The 22,289-nt window shown below is 68.9% G+C and carries 20 protein-coding genes and 1 tRNA gene; 10 read left to right on the top strand and 11 right to left on the bottom strand.

The genetic code is table 11. The features are described from left to right. Positions 1-2: 2 nt before the first annotated feature. Entirely contained in the window at positions 3-773 is a 771-nt protein-coding gene (locus ACFY1H_RS02855; protein ID WP_386944149.1) for a DUF4097 family beta strand repeat-containing protein, read from the bottom strand. 171 nt (positions 774-944) lie between these two features. Between ACFY1H_RS02855 and ACFY1H_RS02850 the strand changes: the two genes are divergently transcribed. From ACFY1H_RS02850 to ACFY1H_RS02840, 3 genes are all read left to right on the top strand, one after another. Then, positions 945-1,484, top strand: a complete 540-nt coding sequence (locus ACFY1H_RS02850; RefSeq protein WP_366580184.1) for a YbhB/YbcL family Raf kinase inhibitor-like protein — start codon at positions 945-947, stop codon at positions 1,482-1,484. Positions 1,485-1,643: 159 nt separating this feature from the next. Next, positions 1,644-2,552 carry an amidohydrolase family protein gene (locus ACFY1H_RS02845; protein WP_386944147.1) on the top strand — a complete coding sequence of 303 codons (909 nt, stop codon included), beginning with the start codon at positions 1,644-1,646 and terminating at the stop codon, positions 2,550-2,552. A gap of 243 nt (positions 2,553-2,795) precedes the next feature. Next, entirely contained in the window at positions 2,796-3,611 is an 816-nt protein-coding gene (locus tag ACFY1H_RS02840; RefSeq protein WP_366580180.1) for an IclR family transcriptional regulator, read from the top strand. 17 nt (positions 3,612-3,628) lie between these two features. Here the strand turns inward: ACFY1H_RS02840 and ACFY1H_RS02835 are convergent, their stop codons facing one another. From ACFY1H_RS02835 to ACFY1H_RS02825, 3 genes are all read right to left on the bottom strand, one after another. Next, positions 3,629-4,069: a GNAT family N-acetyltransferase gene (locus ACFY1H_RS02835; RefSeq protein WP_366580178.1), complete on the bottom strand. Its 441-nt coding sequence runs from the start codon at positions 4,067-4,069 to the stop codon at positions 3,629-3,631. Positions 4,070-4,181: 112 nt separating this feature from the next. Then, positions 4,182-4,742 (bottom strand): TetR family transcriptional regulator, encoded by a 561-nt coding sequence (locus tag ACFY1H_RS02830; protein ID WP_364054429.1) that lies wholly within the window; start codon positions 4,740-4,742, stop codon positions 4,182-4,184. Continuing rightward, positions 4,739-5,065, bottom strand: coding sequence for a multidrug efflux SMR transporter (locus ACFY1H_RS02825; RefSeq protein WP_366580175.1), 327 nt, complete (start codon positions 5,063-5,065; stop codon positions 4,739-4,741). The genes ACFY1H_RS02830 and ACFY1H_RS02825 overlap by 4 nt, the downstream gene beginning before the upstream one ends. Before the next feature lie 178 nt (positions 5,066-5,243). On the opposite strand from ACFY1H_RS02825, the gene ACFY1H_RS02820 reads away from it, so the two are divergent. The 4 genes from ACFY1H_RS02820 to ACFY1H_RS02805 all read left to right on the top strand — a co-directional run bounded on the left by ACFY1H_RS02820 (position 5,244) and on the right by ACFY1H_RS02805 (position 10,372). Further along, positions 5,244-7,544: a (Fe-S)-binding protein gene (locus ACFY1H_RS02820; RefSeq protein WP_386944144.1), complete on the top strand. Its 2,301-nt coding sequence runs from the start codon at positions 5,244-5,246 to the stop codon at positions 7,542-7,544. Between the two features lie 149 nt (positions 7,545-7,693). After that, the gene (locus ACFY1H_RS02815) at positions 7,694-8,629 is read left to right on the top strand and encodes a hypothetical protein (protein WP_386944142.1); all 936 of its coding nucleotides are present in this window, start codon (positions 7,694-7,696) and stop codon (positions 8,627-8,629) included. 252 nt (positions 8,630-8,881) lie between these two features. Beyond that, the gene (locus tag ACFY1H_RS02810) at positions 8,882-9,343 is read left to right on the top strand and encodes a DUF742 domain-containing protein (protein ID WP_386944140.1); all 462 of its coding nucleotides are present in this window, start codon (positions 8,882-8,884) and stop codon (positions 9,341-9,343) included. 27 nt (positions 9,344-9,370) lie between these two features. Further along, a complete protein-coding gene (locus ACFY1H_RS02805; RefSeq protein WP_386944138.1) occupies positions 9,371-10,372 on the top strand; it encodes a cation diffusion facilitator family transporter in 1,002 nt (333 codons plus the stop codon). Positions 10,373-10,379: 7 nt separating this feature from the next. Here ACFY1H_RS02805 and ACFY1H_RS02800 read toward each other — a convergent pair whose 3' ends face one another. Continuing rightward, on the bottom strand, positions 10,380-10,742 hold the full coding sequence (locus ACFY1H_RS02800; protein ID WP_366580163.1) for a CAP domain-containing protein: 363 nt from the start codon (positions 10,740-10,742) through the stop codon (positions 10,380-10,382). Positions 10,743-10,767: 25 nt separating this feature from the next. Here ACFY1H_RS02800 and ACFY1H_RS02795 point away from each other — a divergent pair, with 25 nt between their 5' ends. After that, positions 10,768-11,007 (top strand): hypothetical protein, encoded by a 240-nt coding sequence (locus ACFY1H_RS02795; protein ID WP_366580161.1) that lies wholly within the window; start codon positions 10,768-10,770, stop codon positions 11,005-11,007. Positions 11,008-11,306: 299 nt separating this feature from the next. On the opposite strand, the gene ACFY1H_RS02790 is transcribed toward ACFY1H_RS02795, so the two are convergent. Then, positions 11,307-16,661 (bottom strand): hypothetical protein, encoded by a 5,355-nt coding sequence (locus ACFY1H_RS02790; protein WP_386944135.1) that lies wholly within the window; start codon positions 16,659-16,661, stop codon positions 11,307-11,309. Positions 16,662-16,724: 63 nt separating this feature from the next. Next, positions 16,725-17,195 (bottom strand): MarR family transcriptional regulator, encoded by a 471-nt coding sequence (locus tag ACFY1H_RS02785; protein ID WP_366580157.1) that lies wholly within the window; start codon positions 17,193-17,195, stop codon positions 16,725-16,727. A 105-nt stretch (positions 17,196-17,300) separates the two neighbouring features. Between ACFY1H_RS02785 and ACFY1H_RS02780 the strand changes: the two genes are divergently transcribed. Then, positions 17,301-18,488, top strand: a complete 1,188-nt coding sequence (locus ACFY1H_RS02780) for an FAD-dependent oxidoreductase (protein WP_386944133.1) — start codon at positions 17,301-17,303, stop codon at positions 18,486-18,488. Positions 18,489-18,728: 240 nt separating this feature from the next. Here ACFY1H_RS02780 and dcd read toward each other — a convergent pair whose 3' ends face one another. Together dcd and ACFY1H_RS02770 are read right to left on the bottom strand one after the other, a co-directional pair. Continuing rightward, complete coding sequence (dcd, locus tag ACFY1H_RS02775) at positions 18,729-19,310, bottom strand: dCTP deaminase (protein WP_366580153.1); 582 nt, start codon at positions 19,308-19,310, stop codon at positions 18,729-18,731. An 83-nt stretch (positions 19,311-19,393) separates the two neighbouring features. Continuing rightward, a complete protein-coding gene (locus tag ACFY1H_RS02770) occupies positions 19,394-20,590 on the bottom strand; it encodes an oxygenase MpaB family protein (protein WP_366580543.1) in 1,197 nt (398 codons plus the stop codon). A 118-nt stretch (positions 20,591-20,708) separates the two neighbouring features. Between ACFY1H_RS02770 and ACFY1H_RS02765 the strand changes: the two genes are divergently transcribed. Then, positions 20,709-20,779 (top strand) — tRNA-Gly (locus ACFY1H_RS02765). A 94-nt stretch (positions 20,780-20,873) separates the two neighbouring features. Here ACFY1H_RS02765 and ACFY1H_RS02760 read toward each other — a convergent pair. Beyond that, positions 20,874-22,052: a tyrosine-type recombinase/integrase gene (locus ACFY1H_RS02760; protein WP_386944131.1), complete on the bottom strand. Its 1,179-nt coding sequence runs from the start codon at positions 22,050-22,052 to the stop codon at positions 20,874-20,876. Between the two features lies 1 nt (position 22,053). After that, positions 22,054-22,272, bottom strand: coding sequence for an excisionase family DNA-binding protein (locus ACFY1H_RS02755; RefSeq protein WP_364169546.1), 219 nt, complete (start codon positions 22,270-22,272; stop codon positions 22,054-22,056). Between the last annotated feature and the right edge of the window lie 17 nt (positions 22,273-22,289).

Genomic DNA, 22,289 nt, shown 5'->3' with positions numbered 1-22,289 from the left:
TGTCAGGCGGCCTTGACGGTGACGCTGCCGCTGGAGGTGTTGAGGTCGAGCGTCTTCTGATCCGCGCCGTTGGACGTGGGGATGTCCACGCTCCGGTGCCCGCTGTCGGTGTCACCGATCACCCTGTACGACCCGTCCGGCACCCGCACGTCGACGCTGCCGGAGTCGGCGTGCACCTTCACGTCGTTGGGCGTGGCCAGGGCCAGCTCGACGCTGCCGGAGTCGGCGGAGACGTCGACCGGCCCGCGCACCCCGTCGGCCTTCACGTGGCCGGAGTCGCTGTGCAGCTGCACCGGCCCGACGTTCTGCAGGTCGATCGAACCGCTGTCGAGGCGCAGGTTCACCAGGCCCGCGACGTTCGTCACGTGCGCGCTGCCGGAGTCGGCGGTGACGTCGACGCTCGCGACGCCCGTGACGTCCACCTCGCCCGAATCGGACTGGCCCGTCACCGGCACCCCGGCCGGCACGACGACGTCGAAGTCGGCGGTGCAGTTGCGGCCGCAGTCGCCGAGCACGAGCTGGTCGCCCTCCACCCGGAAGGCGTCGCCCGGCTCGCCGCGGAAGTTGTAGTGCAGCTTCTGGTGCACGGAGATCGCGCCGGAGCCGGTGCGGATCCGGATGTCGCCGGAGTTCGCGGCGAGCTTCACGCCGCGGATCTGCTGCGAGACCGTCGCGCTGCGCTCCACCGTGCTGCCCAGCCCCCAGCCGAGCGCTATGGCCACTCCCACGCCGATCAGAACTACGCCACCCAGTGCCAGAAGCGGGCGTGCCATGGTGTCCGTCCCCTCAGTACTGCTCATCCGTCTTCCGCAAACGGTAGGAGGGGCACGGGTGCCGCGACATCCGGTAAACCCCCCGAAACATCCCTGAGGTGCCGGGGTCCGGGTCAGGGTCATAGCCTGGTGTCGACTGGACTTCCAAGATCAACGTGTTCAGGAGGATTGATGCCCCAATCGCCCAATCCCTACGATTTCCTGCCGTCCGTGCCGTCGTTCACGCTGCGCAGCACGGACATCGCCGAGGGCGAGACGCTCGCGACGCCGCACCTGTCCGGCATCTTCGGCGCCGGTGGCGAAGACCGGTCGCCGCAGCTGTCGTGGGAGGGCTTCCCCGAGGAGACGCGCAGCTTCGCGGTCACGATGTACGACCCCGACGCCCCGACCGCGAGCGGTTTCTGGCACTGGGCCGTGTTCAACGTCCCCGCGTCGGTCACCGAGCTGGCCGCCAACGCCGGCGACGCCAACGGCTCGGGCCTGCCGGAGGGCGCTGTCACTCTGAAGGGTGACGGCGGCGTGAAGCAGTTCCTCGGCGCCGCCCCGCCGCCCGGGCACGGCCCGCACCGCTACTACTTCGTGGTGCACGCGCTCGACGTCGACTCCCTGGAGATCGACGGCGACGCCACGCCCGCGTTCCTCGGCTTCAACCTGTTCGGCCACACCCTGGCTCGCGCCACGATCATGGCGGTCTACGAGAACAAGGGCTGAGTTTCACCGGTACCAGGGCCACCGCGGGGTCGCTCGCGGTGGCCCTGCGGTGTTTTTCCGACAGGTGGAATCACTGCCGTTGACCCGCTCCCTCGCCGGGGAAGACGATCGGAAGCTGCACATCAGCACGTACCTCGTACCGCAAGGGAGCCGGCACCGATGTACGAAAAGGACGGCGAGCGCTACTTCATCGTCGACGGTCACGTGCACTTCTGGAAGCCGACCGAAGACGGATTTCGCCGCCAGTGCGAGGAAACGATCAGCCACGACCTGTTCGAGACCGGGTACGTGGACCACGCGATCTTCCAGCCCGCCGACCCCGACGGCGCGGCACCCGGGAGCGCGCTGACCGAGCGGTACCCCGGCCGGTTCACCGTCGCCGGGCTCGAGCCGGTGGTCGGCAACATCAAGGGCGTCAAGCTCGTCACCACCGAACAGGCGGGCCGGCAGCTGTCGGACCCGTGCTCCTACCGCTTCCTGGAGAAGTGCCAGGAGTTCGGCATCCGCAACGTCCACCTCCACGCCGTCCCCTCGATCCGTCCGTTCGACCGCGACGGCACGAGCGGCTTGGGCGGCCCGGACGGCGCCGACGCGTCCGCGGCCTTCGACGCCGCCGGTCTCGACGAGGTCGCCGCGGCGTTCCCGGACTTGCGCTTCATCGTCGAGCACGTGGGCTTGGCACGGCTGCAGGACTTCTGCTGGATCGCCACGCAGGAGCCGAACGTGTACGCCGGCCTCGCGCTCGCGTTGCCCGCCATCCTCACCCGGCCGCGCCAGTTCGCCGAGATCGTCGGCGAACTGCTCTACTGGATGGACGAGAACCGGATCATCTTCGCCAGCGACTACGGACGCCAGCACCCGAAGTGGCTGATCGAGTCCTTTGTGGACTTCGAGATGCCGGAGGACTTCCAGGACGAGTACGGCGAGCTCACCACGGACGTGAAGAAGAAGATCCTCGGCCTCAACGCGGCGCGCCTGTACGACCTCGAGGTGCCGGACGGGTGCGGGACCACCGAAGCGGCGGCCGAACGCGACGAGATCGGTTCGAACTCGAAAGTACCGGTGTGACGCCGGGACTCACCCGTTCGGTCCAATGGGCCGAAATCCCGGTACGCCGGAGTCACCACGGCCCGTGGGCTGACGACCTGCACTGATCTCACCGGGTGAAGCCGGGTGACGATCAGCGTGAGCGCCGAGACGGCGTCGGAATCGTTGCCGACCGGGGGCTCCGCTTGAGCCGTTCGGAGCACGTATGGTGGAGGGCGCATGTGATCGCCCGTTCACTGCCGAACGGTTCACGGAGGTGCCGCTGTGTCCGAACCCGCCCTGCCGCTTTCCGACGACGACACCACCGAGAAGGAACCCAGCGGGCTGATCGGTTCGGCGCAGCGGGCGCTGCGCGTGCTCGAGATCGTGGCCGGCGCCGGCGACGGCATCGCGGCCAAGGCCGTGGCCCGGCGCGCCGGCTACAAGCTCTCGACCACCTACCACCTGCTCAACACGCTGGTCCACGAAGGCTATTTGATCCGCCTCGGCCACGGCCGCGGGTTCGGCCTGGGCTACAAGGTCGGCGGTCTCTACCACAGCCTGCTCGGCGAGCTCGACGTCGACCACCAGCTGCGCGACGGCCTGCACCAGCTGCACCTGCGCGTGAGCGCGCCCGCGTACTACACGGTCTTCCGCGACACCGACGTCGTCGTCGCGGCCGTCGCCGACTCGCCCGAGTTCCCGCGCGCCCAGCCGCTCGACTTCGGCTTCCACGAAGCCGCGCACGCCACCGCGTTCGGCAAGGTGATGCTGGCGTCGCTGCCCGCGCGCGAGCGCCGCGACTACCTCGCCGGAGCCGGGATGCCCCGCCTCACCGACCGCACGCGCGTGACGGCCCGCGATCTCGAAACTGAGCTCGAAACCGTGGCGCGCTCGGGGATCGCGCTGGAGATCGAGGAGTTCCAGCCCCAGCTCGCGTGCGTGTCGGCCCCGGTGCTCGACACCCAGCAGCGCGTGACGGGCGCGGTCGCGTTCTCCGTGCCGGTGCACCAGTTCGCCGACCGGCGCTCGGACCTCGAACGCGCCGCGCGCGCGGGGGCCGCGCACTTCTCGAAGTTGTTGTCCGCCAAGGACAACTGAAAATTCGACCGACCGGTCTACCGCAGCGCCTCGCGGTTGGCACCCTCACGTTCGAGGAACCGGCCCTTGGTGTGCTCACCGAACCCGAACTGCCGGTACAACCCGTGCGCGTCGGCCGTGTGCAGCATCCAGCGCATGCCCGCGCCCGGGCCGTTGTCGATCATCTCCCGCACGATTTCCTTGCCCAGCCCCGAACCGCGCGCGTCCTCGACCACGAACACGTCGGCGAGGTAGGCCGACGTCACGCCGTCGGAGATCGCCCGCGCGAAGCCGACCTGGCGGCCGGTGGCGCGTTCGTACACGCCGACCACGCGCCAGGACCCGGCGATGGCCGCTTCGACCTGATCACGGGTGCGCCAGCGGCCCCAGTAGGCCTCGGTGGAGAGGAACTTCCACAGCACGTCGAGGTCGAGCCGGCCGGGGTCGTCGTCGAGTTCGTAGTCACCTGCGATCCGCATGTCCCGCAAGTTACCAATCCGGCCGAAAGTAGGCGGGTACGCAACCGGACCTGACAACAGCCGGCGACTGTTCCCGCCGTGACTGTGGCCGGGTTGGTAACCATCAGCTCAGTCAGCGTGGTTTGAGGAGGTAGTCGACGACCGGCCGCAGTTCGTCGGCCGAGGGTGGCTCGTCGTCGATCAGGCCCTGGATCAGCAGACCGTCGATGCCCGCGAGAAACACGCGGAACGCGACCTCGTCGTCGTGGCGGACCATGGACGTGAGCACGTCGAGCCAGCGCCGCGCGGCCGGGCGCAGCTCGGGCTTGCGCGCGGCCAGCAGGTACAGCTCGTACTCGGCCATCGTGCGCCCGCGCCGCGGCCCGAGCGCCTCGGCGAGCAGGCCGGCCACCTCCTCGGCGCCGCGGCTGCCGCGCGAACGGGCGCGGTCGATCATCCAATAGACCTCGGTGGCCATGTCGCGCGCGCAGGAGATGAGCGTGGCCACGAGCAGGTCGTCGAGCGAGGCGAAGTGGTACGTCGTCGACGCGGTGGGCACGTCGGCCTCCACCGCCACCGTGCGGTGCGTGACTCCGGCGACGCCGTCGCGTTCGATCACCCGCAGGGTGGCCGCGATGATCTCCGCGCGCCGCTTCTCGCCGCGCGCCTTGCGACCGTCGACCTGGATCTTCACTGGTTGCTCCCGACCTCGATCAGCACCACCCCGCCGATCACCAGCACGAGCCCACCGGCCATCACCAGGTTGATCGGTTCCTTGAGGAACAGGACCCCGATGATCGCCACGAGCGCCACGCCGACGGCGGCCCACACCGCGTACGCGATGCCGAGCGGCAACCCCGACTTCAGCACGCGGGAAAGTGCGAAGAACGCTACGCCGTACCCCACGGCGACCAGCACGGACGGCAGGACTTTGGTGAAGCCCTCGGAGAGCTTCAGGGAAACGGTGGCCGTCACTTCTGCGGCGATCGCCAAAGCGAGGTACAAGTAAGCACCCATGAGTACGAAACTACCTGAACGATCGTCTCACTAGCCAGCGAGGCGTGCACCACATCGGTGGGACTTGGGCGCTGCCAACCAGTTACCCATCAGTAAGAAGCGTTACCCTGCTCGGCACCGGTGCTGTGACCCGCGCACACGCACCGGCACCACCACACCGGACGAAAGGCACCCGACGATGGGCGCTGTAGAGCTGACGCTCGGGGGGATCTCGGTCCTCCTGGGCATCGTCGCCTGGGGATTGTTCATCGCCACCATCGCCCGCTTCGTGCGGGTGATCCGGCTGGGCCAGCCCGACCCGACGCGCAACGGACCGTTCATGCCGCGGCTCGGCACGTTGATCAAGGAGTTCGCCGCGCACACGCGCATGGCGAAGTTCCGACAGGTCGCGCCCTGGCACTGGATGGTGATGTGGGGCTTCCTCATCGGGTCGCTCGCGCTGTTCGAGGCCTACGGCGAGGTGTTCGTGCCGACGTGGGGCTGGCCGGTCCTCGAGGACTGGTCGCTCTGGAGCCTGCTCATGGAGCTGCTCGGCGTCGCCACGATCGTCGGCGGCATCGGGCTGGTGCTCATCCGCCAGGCCAACCACCCCCGCCGCGCCGACCGGCAGTCGCGCTTCGCGGGCTCGAACTTCAAGTGGGCCTACTTCGTCGAGGCCGTGGTGATCATCGAGGGCATCGGCATCATCGGTGTGCGCGCGGCAAAGGCCGCGATGGGCGTGCACGAGACGCCGACGTGGGCCGCCTTCGTGTCCAACCCGCTGTCGCACGCGCTGCCTGCCAGCGCCGCGCTCGTGTCCGTGTTCGCGTTCATCAAGCTGATGAGCGCCACGGTGTGGCTGATCGTGGTGGCCCGCACGATGACCATGGGCATCGCGTGGCACCGGTTCAGCGCGTTCTTCAACATCTACTTCAAGCGCGAGGACGACGGCGGCGTCGCCCTCGGCGCGGTGAAGCCGATGATGAGCAAGGGCAAGGTGCTCGACCTCGAGGAAGCCGATCCGGACGAAGACACGTTCGGCGTCGGCAAGGTCGAGGACTTCAGCTGGAAGGGCTGGCTCGACTTCTCCACCTGCACCGAGTGCGGCCGCTGCCAGTCGCAGTGCCCCGCGTGGAACACGGGCAAGCCGCTCTCGCCGAAGCTGCTGATCACGCAGCTGCGCGACCACGCGTACGCGAAGGCGCCCTACCTGCTGGCCGGCGGCAAGCGCGACATGGCCGGCGACGAGATCGGCCTGACCGGCGACAACCCGCACGCGGGCATCGACGTGCTGGCGCTGGCCGAGTCGGAGCGGCCGCTGATCGGCGGCGCGGACGACCATGGCGTGATCGACCCGGACATGCTGTGGTCGTGCACCTCCTGCGGCGCGTGCGTCGAGCAGTGCCCGGTGGACATCGAGCACGTCGACCACATCGTCGACATGCGCCGCTACCAGGTGATGATCGAGTCGTCGTTCCCCACGGAGCTCAACGGCATGTTCAAGAACCTGGAGAACAAGGGCAACCCGTGGGGCCAGAACGCCAAGGACCGTCTCCAGTGGACGGAGGACCTCGACTTCGAGGTGCCGGTGTTCGACGGCGACCTGGGCGACGCGGAGTACCTGTTCTGGGTCGGCTGCGCCGGCGCGTTCGAGGACCGCGCGAAGAAGACCACGCGGGCCGTCGCGGAGTTGCTGCACATCGCGGGCGTGAAGTACACCGTGCTCGGCTCGGAGGAGTCGTGCACCGGTGACCCGGCGCGACGCGCGGGCAACGAGTTCCTGTTCCAGATGCTGGCGCAGCAGAACGTCGAGGTGCTCAACTCGGTGTTCGAGGGCCGCGAGCGCAAGGCGCGTAAGGTCGTCGTGACCTGCGCCCACTGCTTCAACACGCTCGCCAACGAGTACCCGGAGCTGGGCGGCCAGTTCGACGTCGTGCACCACACGCAGCTGCTCAACCGCCTGGTGCGCGAGAAGTACCTGACGCCGGTCGCGCCCGTCGCGGAGGACGTCACCTACCACGACCCGTGCTACCTGGGCCGCCACAACAAGGTCTACGACGCTCCGCGGGAGCTCGTCGGCGCTTCGGGCGCGAAGCTGCGCGAGATGCCGCGCCACGGCGACCGGTCCATGTGCTGCGGCGCCGGCGGCGCGCGGATGTGGATGGAGGAGAAGATCGGCAAACGGATCAACGTCGAGCGCGTGGACGAGGCACTCGGCACCGCGCCGTCGAAGATCGCGACCGGCTGCCCGTTCTGCCGCGTGATGCTCACCGACGGCGTGACCGCGCGCCAGAGCGACGGCCTCGCGAGCGAGCGCGTGGAGGTCGTGGACGTGGCTCAGCTGCTGCTCACGGCCGTGAAGCGCAAGCCCGAGCCGGCGCTCGTGGCGGCTGGAGCGCCCTCGCTCGAGGGCGAGTCGGACGCCGACCTCACGAGCAAGCCCGACGTGCCGACCGACGAGAAGGCGACCGGCACCCCGTTGCCGGACGGGGACAAATAGCCCGTATCAAGCTCGAATGAACGCCCCTTTCACGATCAACAACGGTCGTGAAAGGGGCGTTCGCCCGTTCCCGGCCCCGACATTTGTCATGGGGACAGTCGTGATTTACGGCCCGTGTGCGAATGCTCGCACAGCGACACGATCACTTCATGCCCTTTCGCAAGTCCGCGGTCGCCGCACTCGCCTTGTTCTCGCCGTTCGTCGCCGAGTTCCTCCTCGGTGATCAGTACCTCGCCGGCCCGCCCGAGCTCGGACAGCAGCTCGGCATGTTCGCGATGTTCGTGGCGTTGTACGGCTCCGCCGCGGTGCTGGTCCGCGAGCTCGCGCGCCGCCGCGGCCGTGGCTGGCCGACGATCCTGATCCTCGCGCTGGCCTTCGGTGTTGTCGAAGAAGGTCTGCTCACGCAAACGTTGTTCAACCCGCACTACCTCGGCCTCGACCTGCTGAGCCCCGCGCACGTGCCCGGGCTCGGCATCGGTGGCCAGTGGACGGTTTTCGTGCTGACCCTGCACGTGGTCTGGAGCATCGCGGCGCCGATCGCGGTCGCCGAGGCGTTCTTCGGGCGCGAGCCGTGGCTGCGCCGGCCGGGCACCGTGGCGTGGACCGTGGCGCTGCTCGTCGGTGCGGCGGGCACGTTCCTGGTGTCTCGCATGATGGGAACGACGGCGTTCCTCGCGGCGCCCGGACAGCTACTCGGCGCGGCCGTGGTCGCCGGCGCACTGGTCGTGTTCGCCTTGCGGCTGCCCATCCGAACCCTTGACAAGCACGGCTCGGCCTGGGGCGGGTTCGCCGTCGGACTGGGGGCGAGCACGCTGTTCCACCTGGTGGACAAGACCGCACTGCTCCATTCGTGGGGCACGGTCACGCTCATGCCGGCGCTCGAAGCGGCCGTTGTGGGCTATGCCATGCGCTCGCGTCCGCCCGCGTTTTCCCTGGCAGCAGGCGCGATTGTCACGTACTGCTGGGTCGGTCTGCTGACCGCCGCGGGCAACCCGGTGGCGCTGATCGAACAGGTGGTCCTGGTCGCCGCAGCCCTGCTCGTGTTGGGTCTCGCGACCCGCCGGCGAATTCCGGTAAACGTTTGACACGAGAGGTACGCACGTACCGAATTACCCGCGAAAACGTTTTCCGTGCACAATTTCTGCACCCCTGGTCCGGCTTCGTCACATTGCCGATGACAGACAGGACAACGGGCGTAATCTACGGTTCCTCGCGACCGGCGCCGCTTGCGGGAAATGAATTCGGCTACCGACATAAGGGGGCGCGACGTGGTGAACGGGTACAGCGGGCCTGGTTACACCGGCCACTCCGGCACCCCCTTTCCGCCTTCCGGGCGAGTGAGCGTCGCCCCGAGCCGGACCCCTGAACCCGTTTGGCCGAGCGAAGCGCCCGAGGAGTTCGCGGGCGAGCCCGTGGTGGGCGACGGCTGGGTCTCCGACCCGTCGCCGGTCCCCGGCCCGCGGACGCTCGTCCGACCGTACGTCCTCACCCGCGGCCGCACGCGCTCCCGCCGCAACCTCGCCGTCGAGGCGCTCGTGAAGGCCAACGCCCGCGACCCGCGCTGGACCTCGCCGCAGGTGAAGGGCGAGTTCCGCATCGTGCGGTCGCTGTGCCTGTACCCGCGGTCGGTCGCCGAGGTGGCCGCCACGCTAAGCGTTCCCCTCGGCGTCGCCCGCATCCTGCTCGACGACCTGGCCGAGCTCGGCCTCGTGACGATCCACGCGCCGCAGCGCAAAGAGGACGGGCGCCCGGCGATCGCGCTCATGGAACGGGTGCTTTCGGGTCTCAACCGACTCTGACGTCCGCGCGCGGCTAGTGTTCTGGCCGTGAGCGAGCAAGAGGAATCGGGCGGCGAGAGCACCCTCACGGTGCTGCTGGCCGGCGGCGTGAACCTGGCCATCGCCATCCTGAAGCTGATCGCCGGGATCATCACCGGCTCGGGCGCGATGCTGTCCGAGGCGGCGCACTCCTTCGCCGACACCATTACCGAAGTCCTGCTGCTCACGGCGCTGAAGCGGTCGGAGCGCCCGGCCGACCGGGTCCACCCGTTCGGCTACGGCAAGGAGCGCTACTTCTGGTCACTGCTCGCGGCCGTCTCGATCTTCGCCTCCGGCGCGATGTTCGCCCTGTACGAGGGCTTCACCACGGTGTTCGGCGAAAGCGAAGACCAGACGAACCCGATCGTCGGCTACGCGGTGCTGGGCATCGCGTTCATCCTCGAAGGCACTTCGTGGCTGCAGGCGATCCGGCAGGTGCGCCGGGAATCCCGCCAGGAGCGGCGTTCGTTCTTCACCTACCTGCGCATGATCGACGACCCCGCGCCGAAGACCGTGCTGTTCGAGGACTCGGCCGCGTTGATCGGTCTGCTGCTCGCGTTCGCCGGCATCGGGTTGCACCAGCTCACGGGTTCGTCGGTGTGGGACGGCATCGCGTCGATCCTCATCGGCCTGCTGCTCGCGTGCGTCGCGTACCTGCTGGGGCGCACCAACCGGGGCCTGCTCGTGGGCCGTCAGGCCGACCCGCGGATCGTGCGCGGGGTGCGTGACCACCTCGTGTCGGCGCCGGAGATCGAGGCGCTGGTCGACCTGCAGACGATGCTGATGGGCACGGACCAGGTGCTGGTGTGCGCCCGGGTGGACTTCGACGACACGCTGGGGGCGGCCGACGTCGAATTCGCCTGCGTGCGGATCGCGGGGGAGCTGACCGAGAAGTTCCACGACGTCACCGAGGTGTTCATCGAGCCCGTGCCGCGGTCGGATCCGAACCTGCGGGCGACGGTGCTGGCGCGCTACGGCGACCTGAGCACGCGGCCGATCGAGGATTCGTAGCCGGGTTTCAGTACCCGAAGTCCTGCGTCCAGTACCAGCCGTCGGTGGTCACGCCGACGCCGAGCTTGGTCAGCGAGCAGTTCAGGATGTTCGCGCGGTGGCCGCTGGAGTTCATCCACAGCTGCATCACCTGCTTCGCGCTCGTGGCGCCCTTCGCGATGTTCTCGGCGCCCGGCTTGCTGTAGCCGGCGTCGCGGATGCGCTCGTCGAAGTGCTTGCCCTCGGGGGTGTCGTGCGAGAAGTAGTTGCGAGCCGACATGTCGTCGCTGTGGTCCTGCGCGGCCTGGTCGAGGTGGGACTCGTCGGCGACGGGGTCGCAGCCGGCCTTGGCGCGCTCGTCGTTCACGAGGTCCACGACCTGGCCGGCCATCGAGGGGTTCGTGGTCCGGGCCTGAGTGGTCGACGTCGGGGTGCTCGGCGGCTTCGGGGGCGCGGGGGTGCCTGAGTTCGGGGCGTCGGGCGCGGTCGTCGGGGCCGGGTTGGGGCCGGCTGAAGTCGACGTTGTGGGGGCGGTGGAGCCGGACGTCGGGGTGCCGCTCGTGCCGTTCGGGGCGGGGGTCCCTGCACCGGTCGACGAAGACGGCTGCTTCGCGTACGGATCGACCGGCGGCACGCCGGAAAGCGGGTCGGACTGACCTGCGACGACGCTACCGAGCGTCGCCACGCTGGGTCTGTCGTGGAGCCACACTGTCCCCCCAGCGGCGGAGAAACCGCCGAGAAGGACACTCAGTGACACCAAAATCACTCGACCGCGCGCACCAATGGGGGACACGGGCGAGGAAACTATCACGAACCGATTACGACCGTTACCCCCGAAAGGCGCAGTGCCTTATTTGATCAAGCGTCGGAAATGATCTTTGCCCGGCGTCGTTTTCCTGGTGCAGGCGCAAGCTGATCTCGACGTGCGGTGATGCGTCTGCGCAGGCCGGGAGACTCACCTCACGCGCGTGACGCGCAGGAGAAGGGCGCCTGAGCCGAGGAGCGCCAGGCCGAGCAGGACATAGAGGGTGAAGTCGGGATCGGGGCCGGGAAGGGGTTCGTTTTCCGCGGATGTTCGCGCGCGTGGGTCGAGGACCCGCACTGCGGCGGCGGCTCGGACGGTGAGCGGTTCCGTGCCGACGGGGTAGGCGGTGACCTCGACGGCGTCCGTAAGCGTGCCGCCGCGGGGTGCGGTGGCGGTGCGGGCCCATTCGCGCCGGCGGCCCGGGTCGAGGTGGTGGCCGTCGATCGTCAGGGATGTGTCGCCGGTGTTGGCGGCGGTGACGAGAAACGTGACGGTGTCACCCGGGTTGGCTGTGGGGTCGGCTTGTTCGGTGACGTGGAGGGCCGGTCGGGGGACCGCCTTGACCGGCTGCGCGAATGTCGTGTGCGAGCCGAGGACGTCGGTGGTCGTGGTGGTGGTTGCCGTGAGCCCGTGGCCGGCGGGGTCTTGGGCGGTGGCGGTGGTGTTCGTGACGGCCGTCGTCGTGGCCGTGAGGGTGCAGGCGCGGAGGGTTTGGGTGCCGGGCGCGAGGTTGGGCAACGTGAAGGCGCAGACCGGGTCGCTGGCGCGAACGGTCACGTCGTGCAGTTCCGCGTCTCCGGTGTTGCGGACGGTGGTCAGGTACGTGACGGGGTCACCGGAGCGGATGGGCTGGTTCAGGTGAGCGGTGGTGACGGTGAGTCCGGGGTGGATCACGGGGACGGGGTTGCTTGCCGTGGTGGTGATGGGCGCGCCGCGGGACGGGGTGGCCGTGACCTGGGTGGTGTCGGTGGTCGAGCCGGTCGCGGTGGTGGTGCACGGGTAGCGCTGGATGCCGTTGACGGGCAGCGTCGGGAAGATCCGCGCGCACTCGGGAGCCTGCGAGTCGGCGACGCGGACGTCGTGCAGCTCGGTGTCGCCGGTGTTGGTGAGGACGAGGTCGAAGCGCACGGACTCGTCGGGCGCGAAGGGACCTTCGGTGCTGGTTTTCGTGACGGTGAGTTTCGGCTGCAGCACCTCGAACGACGCCTGCGCCGACGCCGTCACCGCGCGTTGGGTCGGGTCGGCGCCGGTGGCCTTGGTCGTGCTGGTGAAGCCGGTTTCACCCGCGACGGTGGTGCAGGTGTAGGTCTCCTCGGCGTCGGGCGCGAGGGCGGCGACGCTGTGGGCGCACGCGGCGGTGCGATCGTCCACAACGGACACCTGGATGATCGGCACGTCGCCGACGTTCTTCACCAGCACGGAGAACGTGACCGTGTCGCCTTCGCGGACTTGGTACGGCTCGGCGTCGGTCATGATCGCGAGCTCGGGGTGGATCACGTCGACGTTCGTGGTGCCGGACGCGGTCACGGGGCGGGTCGTCGGGTCGTTGGCCGTGGCGTTGACGGTGGTGGTGAAGTCGTCGGGCGCGGCTTTGATCGCGCAGGTGTAGGTGACGGCGGCGCCAGTGGCCAGCTGGTCCTCGGAGTGGGGGCAGCCGGTGAGGGTGATCTTCGTCAGCGGGGTGTCGCCGGTGTTGTTGACGGTGACGGTGATCGTGACGTTGTCGCCGGGCCGGGCTTGGGGTTGTGCGGCAACGGGTTTCACGGTGAGCGCCGGGTGGATCACGTCGATCTTCGCATCGGAGGTCGCGGTGAGCGACGGGCCGGTGGTGGGGGTGCCGGTGACGTGGGCCGTGAGGACGATGTCGTCGGCCGGGGCGGGTGAGGTGCAGTCGTAGGACTGCTGCGCGCCCGGGGCGAGGGTGTCGAAGGTCTTGGCGCAGGCCGGTGTCTGGTCGTCGGTGACTCGCACAGCGGCAACGGGTGAGTCGCCGGTGTTGGTGACGGTGAGTGTCGTGGTCACGGCGTCGCCGGCGCGGAAGGGACCGCCGTGCACGGTGCGGGTGAGTGAGAGGCCGGGGTGGACGACGGTGAACGCGGCGTCGGCCGTCGCGGTGACGGCGCCGCCAAGCGGGTCGGTGGCGGTGACCTTCGCGGTGTTGGTGTAGCCGTCGGGGCCGGCTTGGGTCGCGCAGGTGTAGTGGTCGATGGCGCCGGGGGCGAGAATCGGGCCGTCGGTCTTGGCGCAGGCGGGAGTCTTGTCGTCCACAATGGACATCTGGGTGAGCGGAACGTCGCCGGTGTTGCTCACGGTGATCGTGAAGGTGACTTGGTCCCCTTGGCGCACTTGCTGCGGCGTGGCCGACTGGGTGATCGTGACGGCGGGGTGGATCACGTCGAGGTGTGCGTCGGCGGACGCGGTGACCGGGCGGTTCGACGGGTCGCTGCCGGTGGCTTTCGCGGTGCTGGTGAGGTCGTCGCCGGTGGAGTGGGTGCAGATGTAGGTCTGTTTTGCTTGGGGGGCCAGGGTTCCGACGGATTTGGCGCATTCGGGTGCGGCCTGGTCTTCGATGGTGACGTCGTGCAGTTTGGCGTCGCCCGTGTTGGTGGCGGTGATGGTGAATGTCGCCGGCTCGCCGGGCCTGGTGACCGTCGGCGCCACCGTCTGTGTGACGGCGATGGCGGGGTGGATCACGTCGACGGCGGCTTCTGCGCTGGCCGTCACGACCGGTCCCACCGGCGGGGTGGCGGTGACGGTGAGCGATTCGGTGACGTCGTCGGCCGGCGCCGTGGTGGTGCAGGTGAAGGTCCAGGTAGCGCCGGGTGCCAGGGTGTCGTGGTCTTGGGTGCAGGCGTCGGCGCGGGCTGCGGTGGTGACGTGCAGCTTGGTGAGCGGAGTGTCGCCGGTGTTGGTGACGGTGACCTGGAGCGGCACGCTGTCGTGCTCGCGGAACGGTCCACCTTGGACGGTGGTGGCGAGCGTGACAGCCGGGTGCTGCACAGTGAACTTCGCGTCGGCCGACGCGGTGACCGTGCGAGCGGTCGGGTCGGTTCCGGTGGCTGTCACGGAGTTGGTGAAGCCGTCTTTTTCGGCCACCGTTGTGCAGGTGAAGGTTTGTTTCGCTTGTGGTGCCAGGATTCCGAGCTGTTTGGCGCAGCCGGGGACCTCGGTGCTGGTCACGGCGAGGGCGTTCAGCTCGGCGTCGCCGGTGTTGCTCACCGTGACGCTGAAGGTCACGCGGTCCCCCTCGCGCACCTGCACGGGCGCGGCGGACTCCGTGACCGCGACGGCGGGGTGGATGACGTCGACCGGCGCATCGGCCGTCACGTTGAGTTGTTTGCCCAGCTCGTCCTTGCCGGTCGCGACGGCAGGGTCCGTGAAGTCGTCGCCCGGCGCGAGCAAGTCGCACTGGTAGGTCTGCGTGGCCTGCGGTGCCAGCGTCCCGAACTTCCGCACGCAGCCGGGGGTGCGGTCGTCGGCCACTGCGACGCCGTCGAGCGGCGCGTCGCCGATGTTCTTGAGCGTGACGGTGAAGGTCACGCTGTCCCCTTCGCGCACCTGTGCCGGCGCGGCCGTTTTCGTGAGCGACAACGCCGGGTGGATCACTTTCGCCGTGGCCGACGCGGTGTCGGTGACGAGCTGCCCTGAGAGGTCGGTGCCGGTCGCCGTCACCGTGTTTGTCATGGTCAGCGCGGGGTTCGCCGCGCACGGGAAGCTCTGTTGCGCGCCGGCGGCGAGCGCGCCGAACGTCCGCGAGCACTCCGGCGTGGTCGCGTCGGTGACGACGACGGGGTTCAGCGGGCTGTCGCCGGTGTTGCGCACGGTGATCGTCCAGGTCACCGGCTCATCGGCGTGGACGACGGCGGGGTCCACCGTCTTGGTGACGTCGAGCGCGGGCGCGATGAGGGGGACTTTCACGTCGGCGTCGGCGGTCACCGTCTTGCCCAGCGGATCGGTTCCGGCGACGGAAGCGCTGGTGTCGGGGACCGGCGCCTTCGCCGCGCAGGTACTGGTGGTGTGCTGGCCCGGCGCGAGCGTCCCGATCGTGCGCGCGCACGCGCCGACCTTCGCGTCGGTCACGGCGACGTCGTGCAGCGGGACGTCGCCGGTATTGGTGGCGGTGACCGTGAACGTCACCGGGTCACCGGCGCGATAAGCCGCCTTGTCGACTTGCTGCGCGAGCGTGATCGCCGGGTGCACGACGTCAAGGCGAGTGGTCGCGCTGCCGTCGAGTGCGTCACCGAGCGTGCTGGTGCCGGTGACCTTCGCGGCGCTCGTGACGTCGTCGTCCGGCGCGGTCACCGTGCATTGGTAACCCGTGGTCGCGCCCGCGGCGAGCTCGCCGATCTTCTTGGTGCAGGCGGAAAAGCGGTCGTCGGTCACCTCGACGCCGGTGGCGGCGGTGTCGTTCGGGTTGGTGACGCCGACAGTCACGGTGACCTGGTCGCCGGCGTGCGCGCGCGGCGGATCGGCGTGGGTCACGAGCTGCAGATCGGGCACGGGCACGGAGAACACGAGGTTCTGCGCGACGAAATCGTCGCCGGTGGTGCTGAACGCGAGCTTCGCGCTGGTCGCGCCGCTGGGCACGGCGTCGCTGCTGAACGCCTTCGCGTCGATGCCGAAGGTGTTCTTGACGACGGGTTTCGCGGCGTTGTCGGTGCTGGCGACGAAGAAGTTGTCGGACGCGCCGGTGCCGGGTTCGGCGACGGGTTTGTCGTTGATGAAGAAGCGGTCACCGGTCGTGCCCCAGTCGCCGCCTTCGGCGGTCACGCCGACGTGGGCGTCGGCCGAGGCCGCGCGGAACCCGGTGACAGCGGTGGTCGTGGCGGGACCGTTCGCGCTCTGCGGCACGTGGCCGTCGTAGACGTAGATCGCGCGCTTGGCCGGCGCGTACTGCGGATCGCGCGCGGGGTAGGAGAAGACGATCGCCACCGACCAGCCGCCGCCGCACCCGCGCCCGGCGGTGGTCCAGACGTCGGCCGCGGTGAGGGTGAGGGGCGCGCCGCTCGGGGCGGTCGCGAACTGACCGGTCACGTCGGCGTAGGCGGAGTAGAACTTGGTGTCCTCGGCGTACGACCCGGGCGTGACGTCGGCTTTCGCTGCGCCGACGGAAAACCGCACGGCCTGCGTCTTCGGCGCGCCGGCGGGGCTCGCGCACCCCGTCCTCGTGCCGCCCCAGCTCAGCCGCGCGAAGGCGACCTTCGCGCCGGGCGGGATCGTGACGGACGCCGCGGAGGAGTCGAACGTGCTCGGGTCGGAGTCCACATCGGACCAACGCAGCGCGAAATCGCCGGCGGGCTTCTTCGTCTCGCGACTGGCGGCTTTCGCGCAGTCGGCATCACTCGGCGTGCACTCGACCACACTGTTGCCGGCGTAGAGGAAATCGCCGTACACCACTTGGTGGTAATTCTGCTGCAATCCCTTGACGGTTTCCGCGTGCGCGGGCACGACGAACGTGGCCAGGAGGCCGAGTACCGCGAGCAGACGTTTCCCGGCCGAGCCCATGTCCGCGAGCTTTCCACGAACCGGTGAACGAATCGCGTTTTCCAACCCGGCCGTGGCCGCAACTCACTCCAGCGAGCGACGGGTGATGCGCAAGGTCGACTCGTGGGTGACCGCCGCGGCTTTTTCGAGGAACCCGATCACCGTTCGGAGTTCACCTTCGGAGTAGTCGTTCGCGAGCTCGCGCGTCGCGGCCACGATGTGGTCCCACAGCGACACGGCGCGCTCGATCGTCTCCTCCTCCACGCCCACGAGCACCTTGCGCCGATCGTCCGGGTGCGGCGAGCGGGTGACCATCTGCTTGCGCTCGAGCCGGTCGATCAGCGCGGTGATCGACGCCGGCGCCAGGCCCGCGTACTCCGCGAGCTCCTTCGGCGTGAGCGGACCGAGGCGCGCGACGTAGTCGAGGACCTTGCTCTCCACCGCCGAGAGGTCGCGCAGGATCGCGATCGCGGTGTGGAACATGACCGTCTCCGTGGACAGCTCCCGCGACTTGAGCAGCAGCTCGTCGACCAGTTTCTCGTGCTCGGTTGACACGACGGCCAGCCTAGCGCATCATTCGATCGTCAGTATTATTCGACAGATCGAAATATTCGAGTCTGCGAACTATACGCAGCCTGGAACTATACGAGGGGACGAAGGATGTCGCGGGTGTTGATCGCGGGCGGGGGCATCGCGGGCACGATCACGGCGATCGCGCTGCACGAGGTGGGCCACGAGCCGGTGCTGTTCGAGGCGTACGACCGCACGGCCGAGGGGGTCGGCGCGTTCCTCACGCTGGCCGTGAACGGGCTCGACGCACTGGCCCCGTTCGGGTTGAAAGACCTGGTCAAGGACCTGGGCTTCGACACACCGAGGATGAGCATCGGGCTCGGCGACGGGAAGCGGCTGGCCGAGTTCCCGCTGGGCGGCCCGCTGCCGGACGGCACGGTGAGCCAGACCGTGCGCCGCTCGGACCTCTACGTCGCGCTGCGCGACGAGGCCGCCAGACGCGGGGTGCGCACGGACTTCGGCCGGCGGCTCACCGACGCTTCGCAGACGTCGTCCGAGGTCACCGCGGTCTTCGCCGACGGCTCGTCGGAGTCCGGCGACCTCCTGATCGGCGCCGACGGACTGCGCTCGACCGTGCGCCGGATCCTCGACCCGGCCGCGCCGGCGCCGCGGTACGTCCCCCTGCTCAACACCGGCGGCTTCACCAAGGGCGTGCGGATCGACGACGAACCAGGCGTGATGCACATGGCCTTCGGCCGCAAGGTGTTCTTCGCACACGTCGTGCACCCGGACGGCTCGGTGTGGTGGTTCGCCAACGTCCCGCGCCCGACCGAGCCGACCCCGTCGTCACCGGTCCCGAGCGGCGCTCAGTGGCGCGCCGACCTGCTGGCCCTGGTCCGCCGCGACCGCACTCGCGCCGCGGACATCATCGCCGCCACGGACCACCTCTATGCCCCGTGGCCCACCTACGACTTCCCCTCCGTGCCCACCTGGCACCGCGGCCGCATCGGCATCATCGGCGACGCCGCCCACGCCACCTCACCCGCCGCCGGCCAAGGCGCGTCCATGGCCATCGAAGACGCCGTCACCCTGGCCCAATGCCTCCGCGACCTCAGCCCGGACGCCGCACTGCCGACCTTCGAGTCGCTGCGCCGCTCCCGCGTGGAAGCCGTGGTGGCCCAAGGAAAACGCAACGGCGACGACAAATCCCCGGGCCCCCTCGGCCGCCTCGCCCGCGACTTCTTCATCCGCCGCGCCATGAAGAACACCGGCGGCGCCGACCCCAACGCCTTCATGTGGAACCACCGCATCGACTGGGCCGCCCCGGTGTCGGCCTAACGCCAGGTATCCACGTCGTCGCCGCCCGGCGCTCCGGGCCCAGCGTCAGGTGCGACCGCCCAGATCACACAGCTGCCATGTCGACTGGGCAACGCGTGCGCCGGTCTGACGCCAGGTCCACGGACACCTCTCGCACTCCCGACCCCGCCTCGCACCGCGGCGCACTCTGCACCCAGCGTCGAGCCGGCGCCAGGTGGGACCACTCGGGTCGCCGCATCGACTGGACGGCCGGATACCGGTCTAACGCCAGGTGTCCACGCGGTGGAAGTTCTTGTACGCCCGGCTCGGCGTCGGACCGCGCTGGCCCTGGTAGCGGGAGCCCGCTTCCTTCGAGCCGTACGGGAACTCCGCCGAGCTGGACAGGCGGAAGATGCACAGCTGGCCGATCTTCATGCCAGGCCACAGCGTGATCGGCAGGTTCGCGACGTTCGACAGCTCGAGCGTGATGTGCCCCGAGAAGCCCGGGTCGATGAAACCCGCCGTCGAGTGCGTCAGCAACCCCAGCCGCCCCAGCGACGACTTGCCTTCGAGGCGCCCGGCGAGGTCGTCGGCCAGCGTGACCATCTCGTAGGTCGACCCGAGCACGAACTCGCCCGGGTGCAGCACGAAGGGCTCCTCGCCTTCCTTCTCCACCAGCGAGGTCAGCTCGTCCTGCTGCAACTGCGGGTCGATGTGCGTGTACTTGCTGTTGTCGAACACCCGGAAGAACCGATCCAGCCGCACATCAATGCTCGACGGCTGCACCATCGCGGCATCAAACGGATCCATCCCGAGCCGGCCGGCATCGAGCTCTTTGCGGAGGTCACGGTCACTGAGCAGCACGGACGCAGCCTAACGTCTGCTTTGAAGCAGGTTGGATCAGGTTGGTTCAGATGATGACAGTTGTTCCAATCCGAACCAGCAGCTCAGGCGGCGCGCTCGCCACTCCCGTACGACGTATCCGCCTTGAACACCTCATGCACCCGCTTCAAATACCGCCGACGCCCCAGCCCACCGAGCAGCTCCTGCAACGCCGTCGCCCCCGGGATCAACCGCCGGGCCGTCTCCGCTGCGAAATTCACCCCGGCCACCGCCACGACCGCCGCCTGGGCGACCGGGTCATCCGGCAGCTCCAGGAAATCGGCGTTCTCCTTGCCAAGCACCAGCCGACTGATCGCCGAGTGCACCGACACGTTCACGTGCGCCAGCACTTTCCCCGCAGCCCCGCGCCCCTCGCCAATCGCCGCATGGCTCTCGACAAGGGCCTTGGCCAGGCGTTTCGAGTCGTCATCGGGGATGAATTCAGTGGCGGCGAGAAGCCAGAGCAAGCGCCAGGCGTCGTCCTCGTCGGCGGGGAGGAGTTCCTCGTCGACGCCCATCAGCCAGCCGATGTAGCGCCACAGGTGCAGGATGTCGGCGCGCTCGCGTTCGGTGTAGCGGAGGCCGAGCAGCTGCGTGCCGAAGACGTAGACCAGCGAAAACAGCAGCAACGTGCCCGCGGTCTGGACCTGGTTGACCGGCCGGTCCCACTGCTCGTAGTCCCAGTCCTCGCGCTGGTTCATCGCCCGCCGGACGTGAGCGTGCACCAGCCGGATCCGCACCGCCGCCCGAAATCCGGCCGCGTTGCGGTCCATCGCCCCGGGCGTGGTGACGTCGATCCACCACGCGGCGGTCTCCACCAGCCGCTTCGGCGCCCGGTACTCGATCTCCCCGGTCCCCACCAACGACTTCGTCGCCCGCGACGCCAGGTATCCGCCCATCAAGGACATGTCACCCAGCGGAAACAGCCCCAGCAACCCCGCGCGCGTGATCGCCCGCGCCCCACGCTCCAGCCTCGCGCGATCCACCCAATACGGCGTCGCCTCGACGCCCGCCATGAACTCGCGCAGCTCAGCGCCACTTTCCGCGCCGACCCCATGCACCAACGCCCGCTCGAACCGCGCCCGATTCCCGGCATCCCGCCCGAACCACTCCACCAACGCATCCGCCGGCGCGTCCTGCCGCTGCGCGAACTCCCTGAGCCGCAGCACCTGCTCATCCCCGGCGCGCAACCCCTCGACCCCGCGCAACCGCGCGACCAGCCGAAACCCGCCCTGCCGGAACAACACCGGGTCGTCCACCACATCCACCTCCGGCGTCGCCACCCGTCCGACAACAAGTGTTGTCACTTGCCCCCGGCGCCGTCAACCCACGCCCCACTGGACACACGGACCACGCCCCCGTGTAAGCTGGCGAGGCACTGCGGATGTAGTTCAATGGTAGAACATCAGCTTCCCAAGCTGAATACGCGGGTTCGATTCCCGTCATCCGCTCTCATGCGAAAGCCCCAGGTCACACGGTGTCTACTGTGGACCTGGGGCTTTCGTTTTGTCTCGCTGACATTTCTCGCGTGCCATTAATGTGCCATTAGCCGGCCGGAACCGGTTGGCCGTCCTCACCCTCGTCGTCTTCCGGCACGATGCCCTTCCGGTGCCGGTCGACGAGCTTGGACAGCCGGTCCGCGATCTGCTGGTCGGCGTCGCTGGTCGCTCGCTGGTAGATCAGGGCCGCCCGCATGTCGTCGTGCCCCATCCGCGCCATCAGGTCTTTGGTCGAGGTGCCGGCCTTGGACGCCCAGATGTTCCCGGCGTGCCGCAGGTCATGGAAGTGCAGCCCCTTCAGGCCCATCTTCTCCACGACCTCCGTCCACCTGGTCCGCTGACTGAAGTTCGGCCGGCGGACCGCATGGCCGGCTCGTTCCCCGGTGAAAAGCAGCGCATCCTGCGGTGGCTTGACCCAGGTCTTGAGGTGCTGAACCAGGTCAGGCCGGACGGCCGCTGGAATGATCACCGTGCGCACACCCGCCCGCGACTTGGGCGGCCCGACGACGAGCCCACGACCAGGAACCTCGACCATCGCCCGGGACACCCGAACCCACGCCGCGTCCTCGGCGACGTCGCACCGGCGCAGGGCGGTCACCTCACCCCAACGCAGCGAACCGAACGCAGCGAGTAGCACCAGCGCACGGAACCGCTCCGGCATGCGACTGGCCAAGTCGAACACCTGCGGCACCGTGAGCACCGGCCGTTCGTCTGGGTTCTCCCGGTCAGCGCCCCGAACGCGGCATGGGTTTCGCATGAGGATCTTGTCTTCGTCCACCGCCGTGTTCAGGATCGCGCGCAGCAAGCGGTACGACTTGGCCGTCACCGACTCCGAAACGCCCGCCGCCAACCGATCCGACCGCCACTGCCTCACCAAGGCCGGGGAGAGCTTGCCCAACTCCACCCCACCGAGACCGGGATCGATGTGCTTGCGCAGCAGCCACTTGTACAGCTCGACCGTGCGCGGGCGCAGTCCCGGCCGTTCAGTGATCCACTGGCCCGCGTAGTCGCGGAGCTTGCGCTTCGCCCGTTCCGGGTCGATCCAGTCGCCGTGCGCGATCTGCGTTTCGACCTCGGACAGCCAACGTTCCGCCGTCCGCTTCGTATCGAAGGTGTTGGGCGCCGTCCTCGTGATGCCATCCGGCCCGGGATATCGGGCTTGCCAGCGACCTGACGGGAGTTGCCGAACACTTCCGAATCCTCGATGGCCGTGTTTGTTCGCCATTTCAGGCCGCCCTTCCGAGATCTCGGCGAACCGAAGCGCGGGTGATCGGCTCGACGCGTCCCAATTGCATGAACTCCTCCAGGTCGGGCACCGCCAGCCGCACGTGCGCGCCGGCCTTGTGAAAGGCGATCCGTCGTTCCGCGATCAGCCGTCGCACAAACCGGACGCCGGTGTTCAGGTACTCGGCCGCCTCATCGACCGTCAGGTACTTCGTCTCCATCCGTTCCCCCTTCCGGA

Origin of the sequence: Amycolatopsis sp. NPDC001319 (genome assembly GCF_042896185.1) — a bacterium.
In the GTDB taxonomy this organism is placed as follows: domain Bacteria; phylum Actinomycetota; class Actinomycetes; order Mycobacteriales; family Pseudonocardiaceae; genus Amycolatopsis.
Note: the sequence above shows the minus strand (reverse complement) of the source record. Positions and strands in the feature narration are given on the sequence as shown.

Coding starts and splice junctions, on each gene's coding strand:
- ACFY1H_RS02855 (WP_386944149.1), bottom strand. CDS start 773: ATGGCACGCCCGCTTCTGGCACTGGGTGGCGTAGTTCTGATCGGCGTG.
- ACFY1H_RS02850 (WP_366580184.1), top strand. CDS start 945: ATGCCCCAATCGCCCAATCCCTACGATTTCCTGCCGTCCGTGCCGTCG.
- ACFY1H_RS02845 (WP_386944147.1), top strand. CDS start 1,644: ATGTACGAAAAGGACGGCGAGCGCTACTTCATCGTCGACGGTCACGTG.
- ACFY1H_RS02835 (WP_366580178.1), bottom strand. CDS start 4,069: ATGCGGATCGCAGGTGACTACGAACTCGACGACGACCCCGGCCGGCTC.
- ACFY1H_RS02825 (WP_366580175.1), bottom strand. CDS start 5,065: ATGGGTGCTTACTTGTACCTCGCTTTGGCGATCGCCGCAGAAGTGACG.
- ACFY1H_RS02820 (WP_386944144.1), top strand. CDS start 5,244: ATGGGCGCTGTAGAGCTGACGCTCGGGGGGATCTCGGTCCTCCTGGGC.
- ACFY1H_RS02815 (WP_386944142.1), top strand. CDS start 7,694: ATGCCCTTTCGCAAGTCCGCGGTCGCCGCACTCGCCTTGTTCTCGCCG.
- ACFY1H_RS02800 (WP_366580163.1), bottom strand. CDS start 10,742: ATGGCCGGCCAGGTCGTGGACCTCGTGAACGACGAGCGCGCCAAGGCC.
- ACFY1H_RS02790 (WP_386944135.1), bottom strand. CDS start 16,661: ATGGGCTCGGCCGGGAAACGTCTGCTCGCGGTACTCGGCCTCCTGGCC.
- ACFY1H_RS02780 (WP_386944133.1), top strand. CDS start 17,301: ATGTCGCGGGTGTTGATCGCGGGCGGGGGCATCGCGGGCACGATCACG.
- ACFY1H_RS02760 (WP_386944131.1), bottom strand. CDS start 22,052: ATGGCGAACAAACACGGCCATCGAGGATTCGGAAGTGTTCGGCAACTC.
- ACFY1H_RS02755 (WP_364169546.1), bottom strand. CDS start 22,272: ATGGAGACGAAGTACCTGACGGTCGATGAGGCGGCCGAGTACCTGAAC.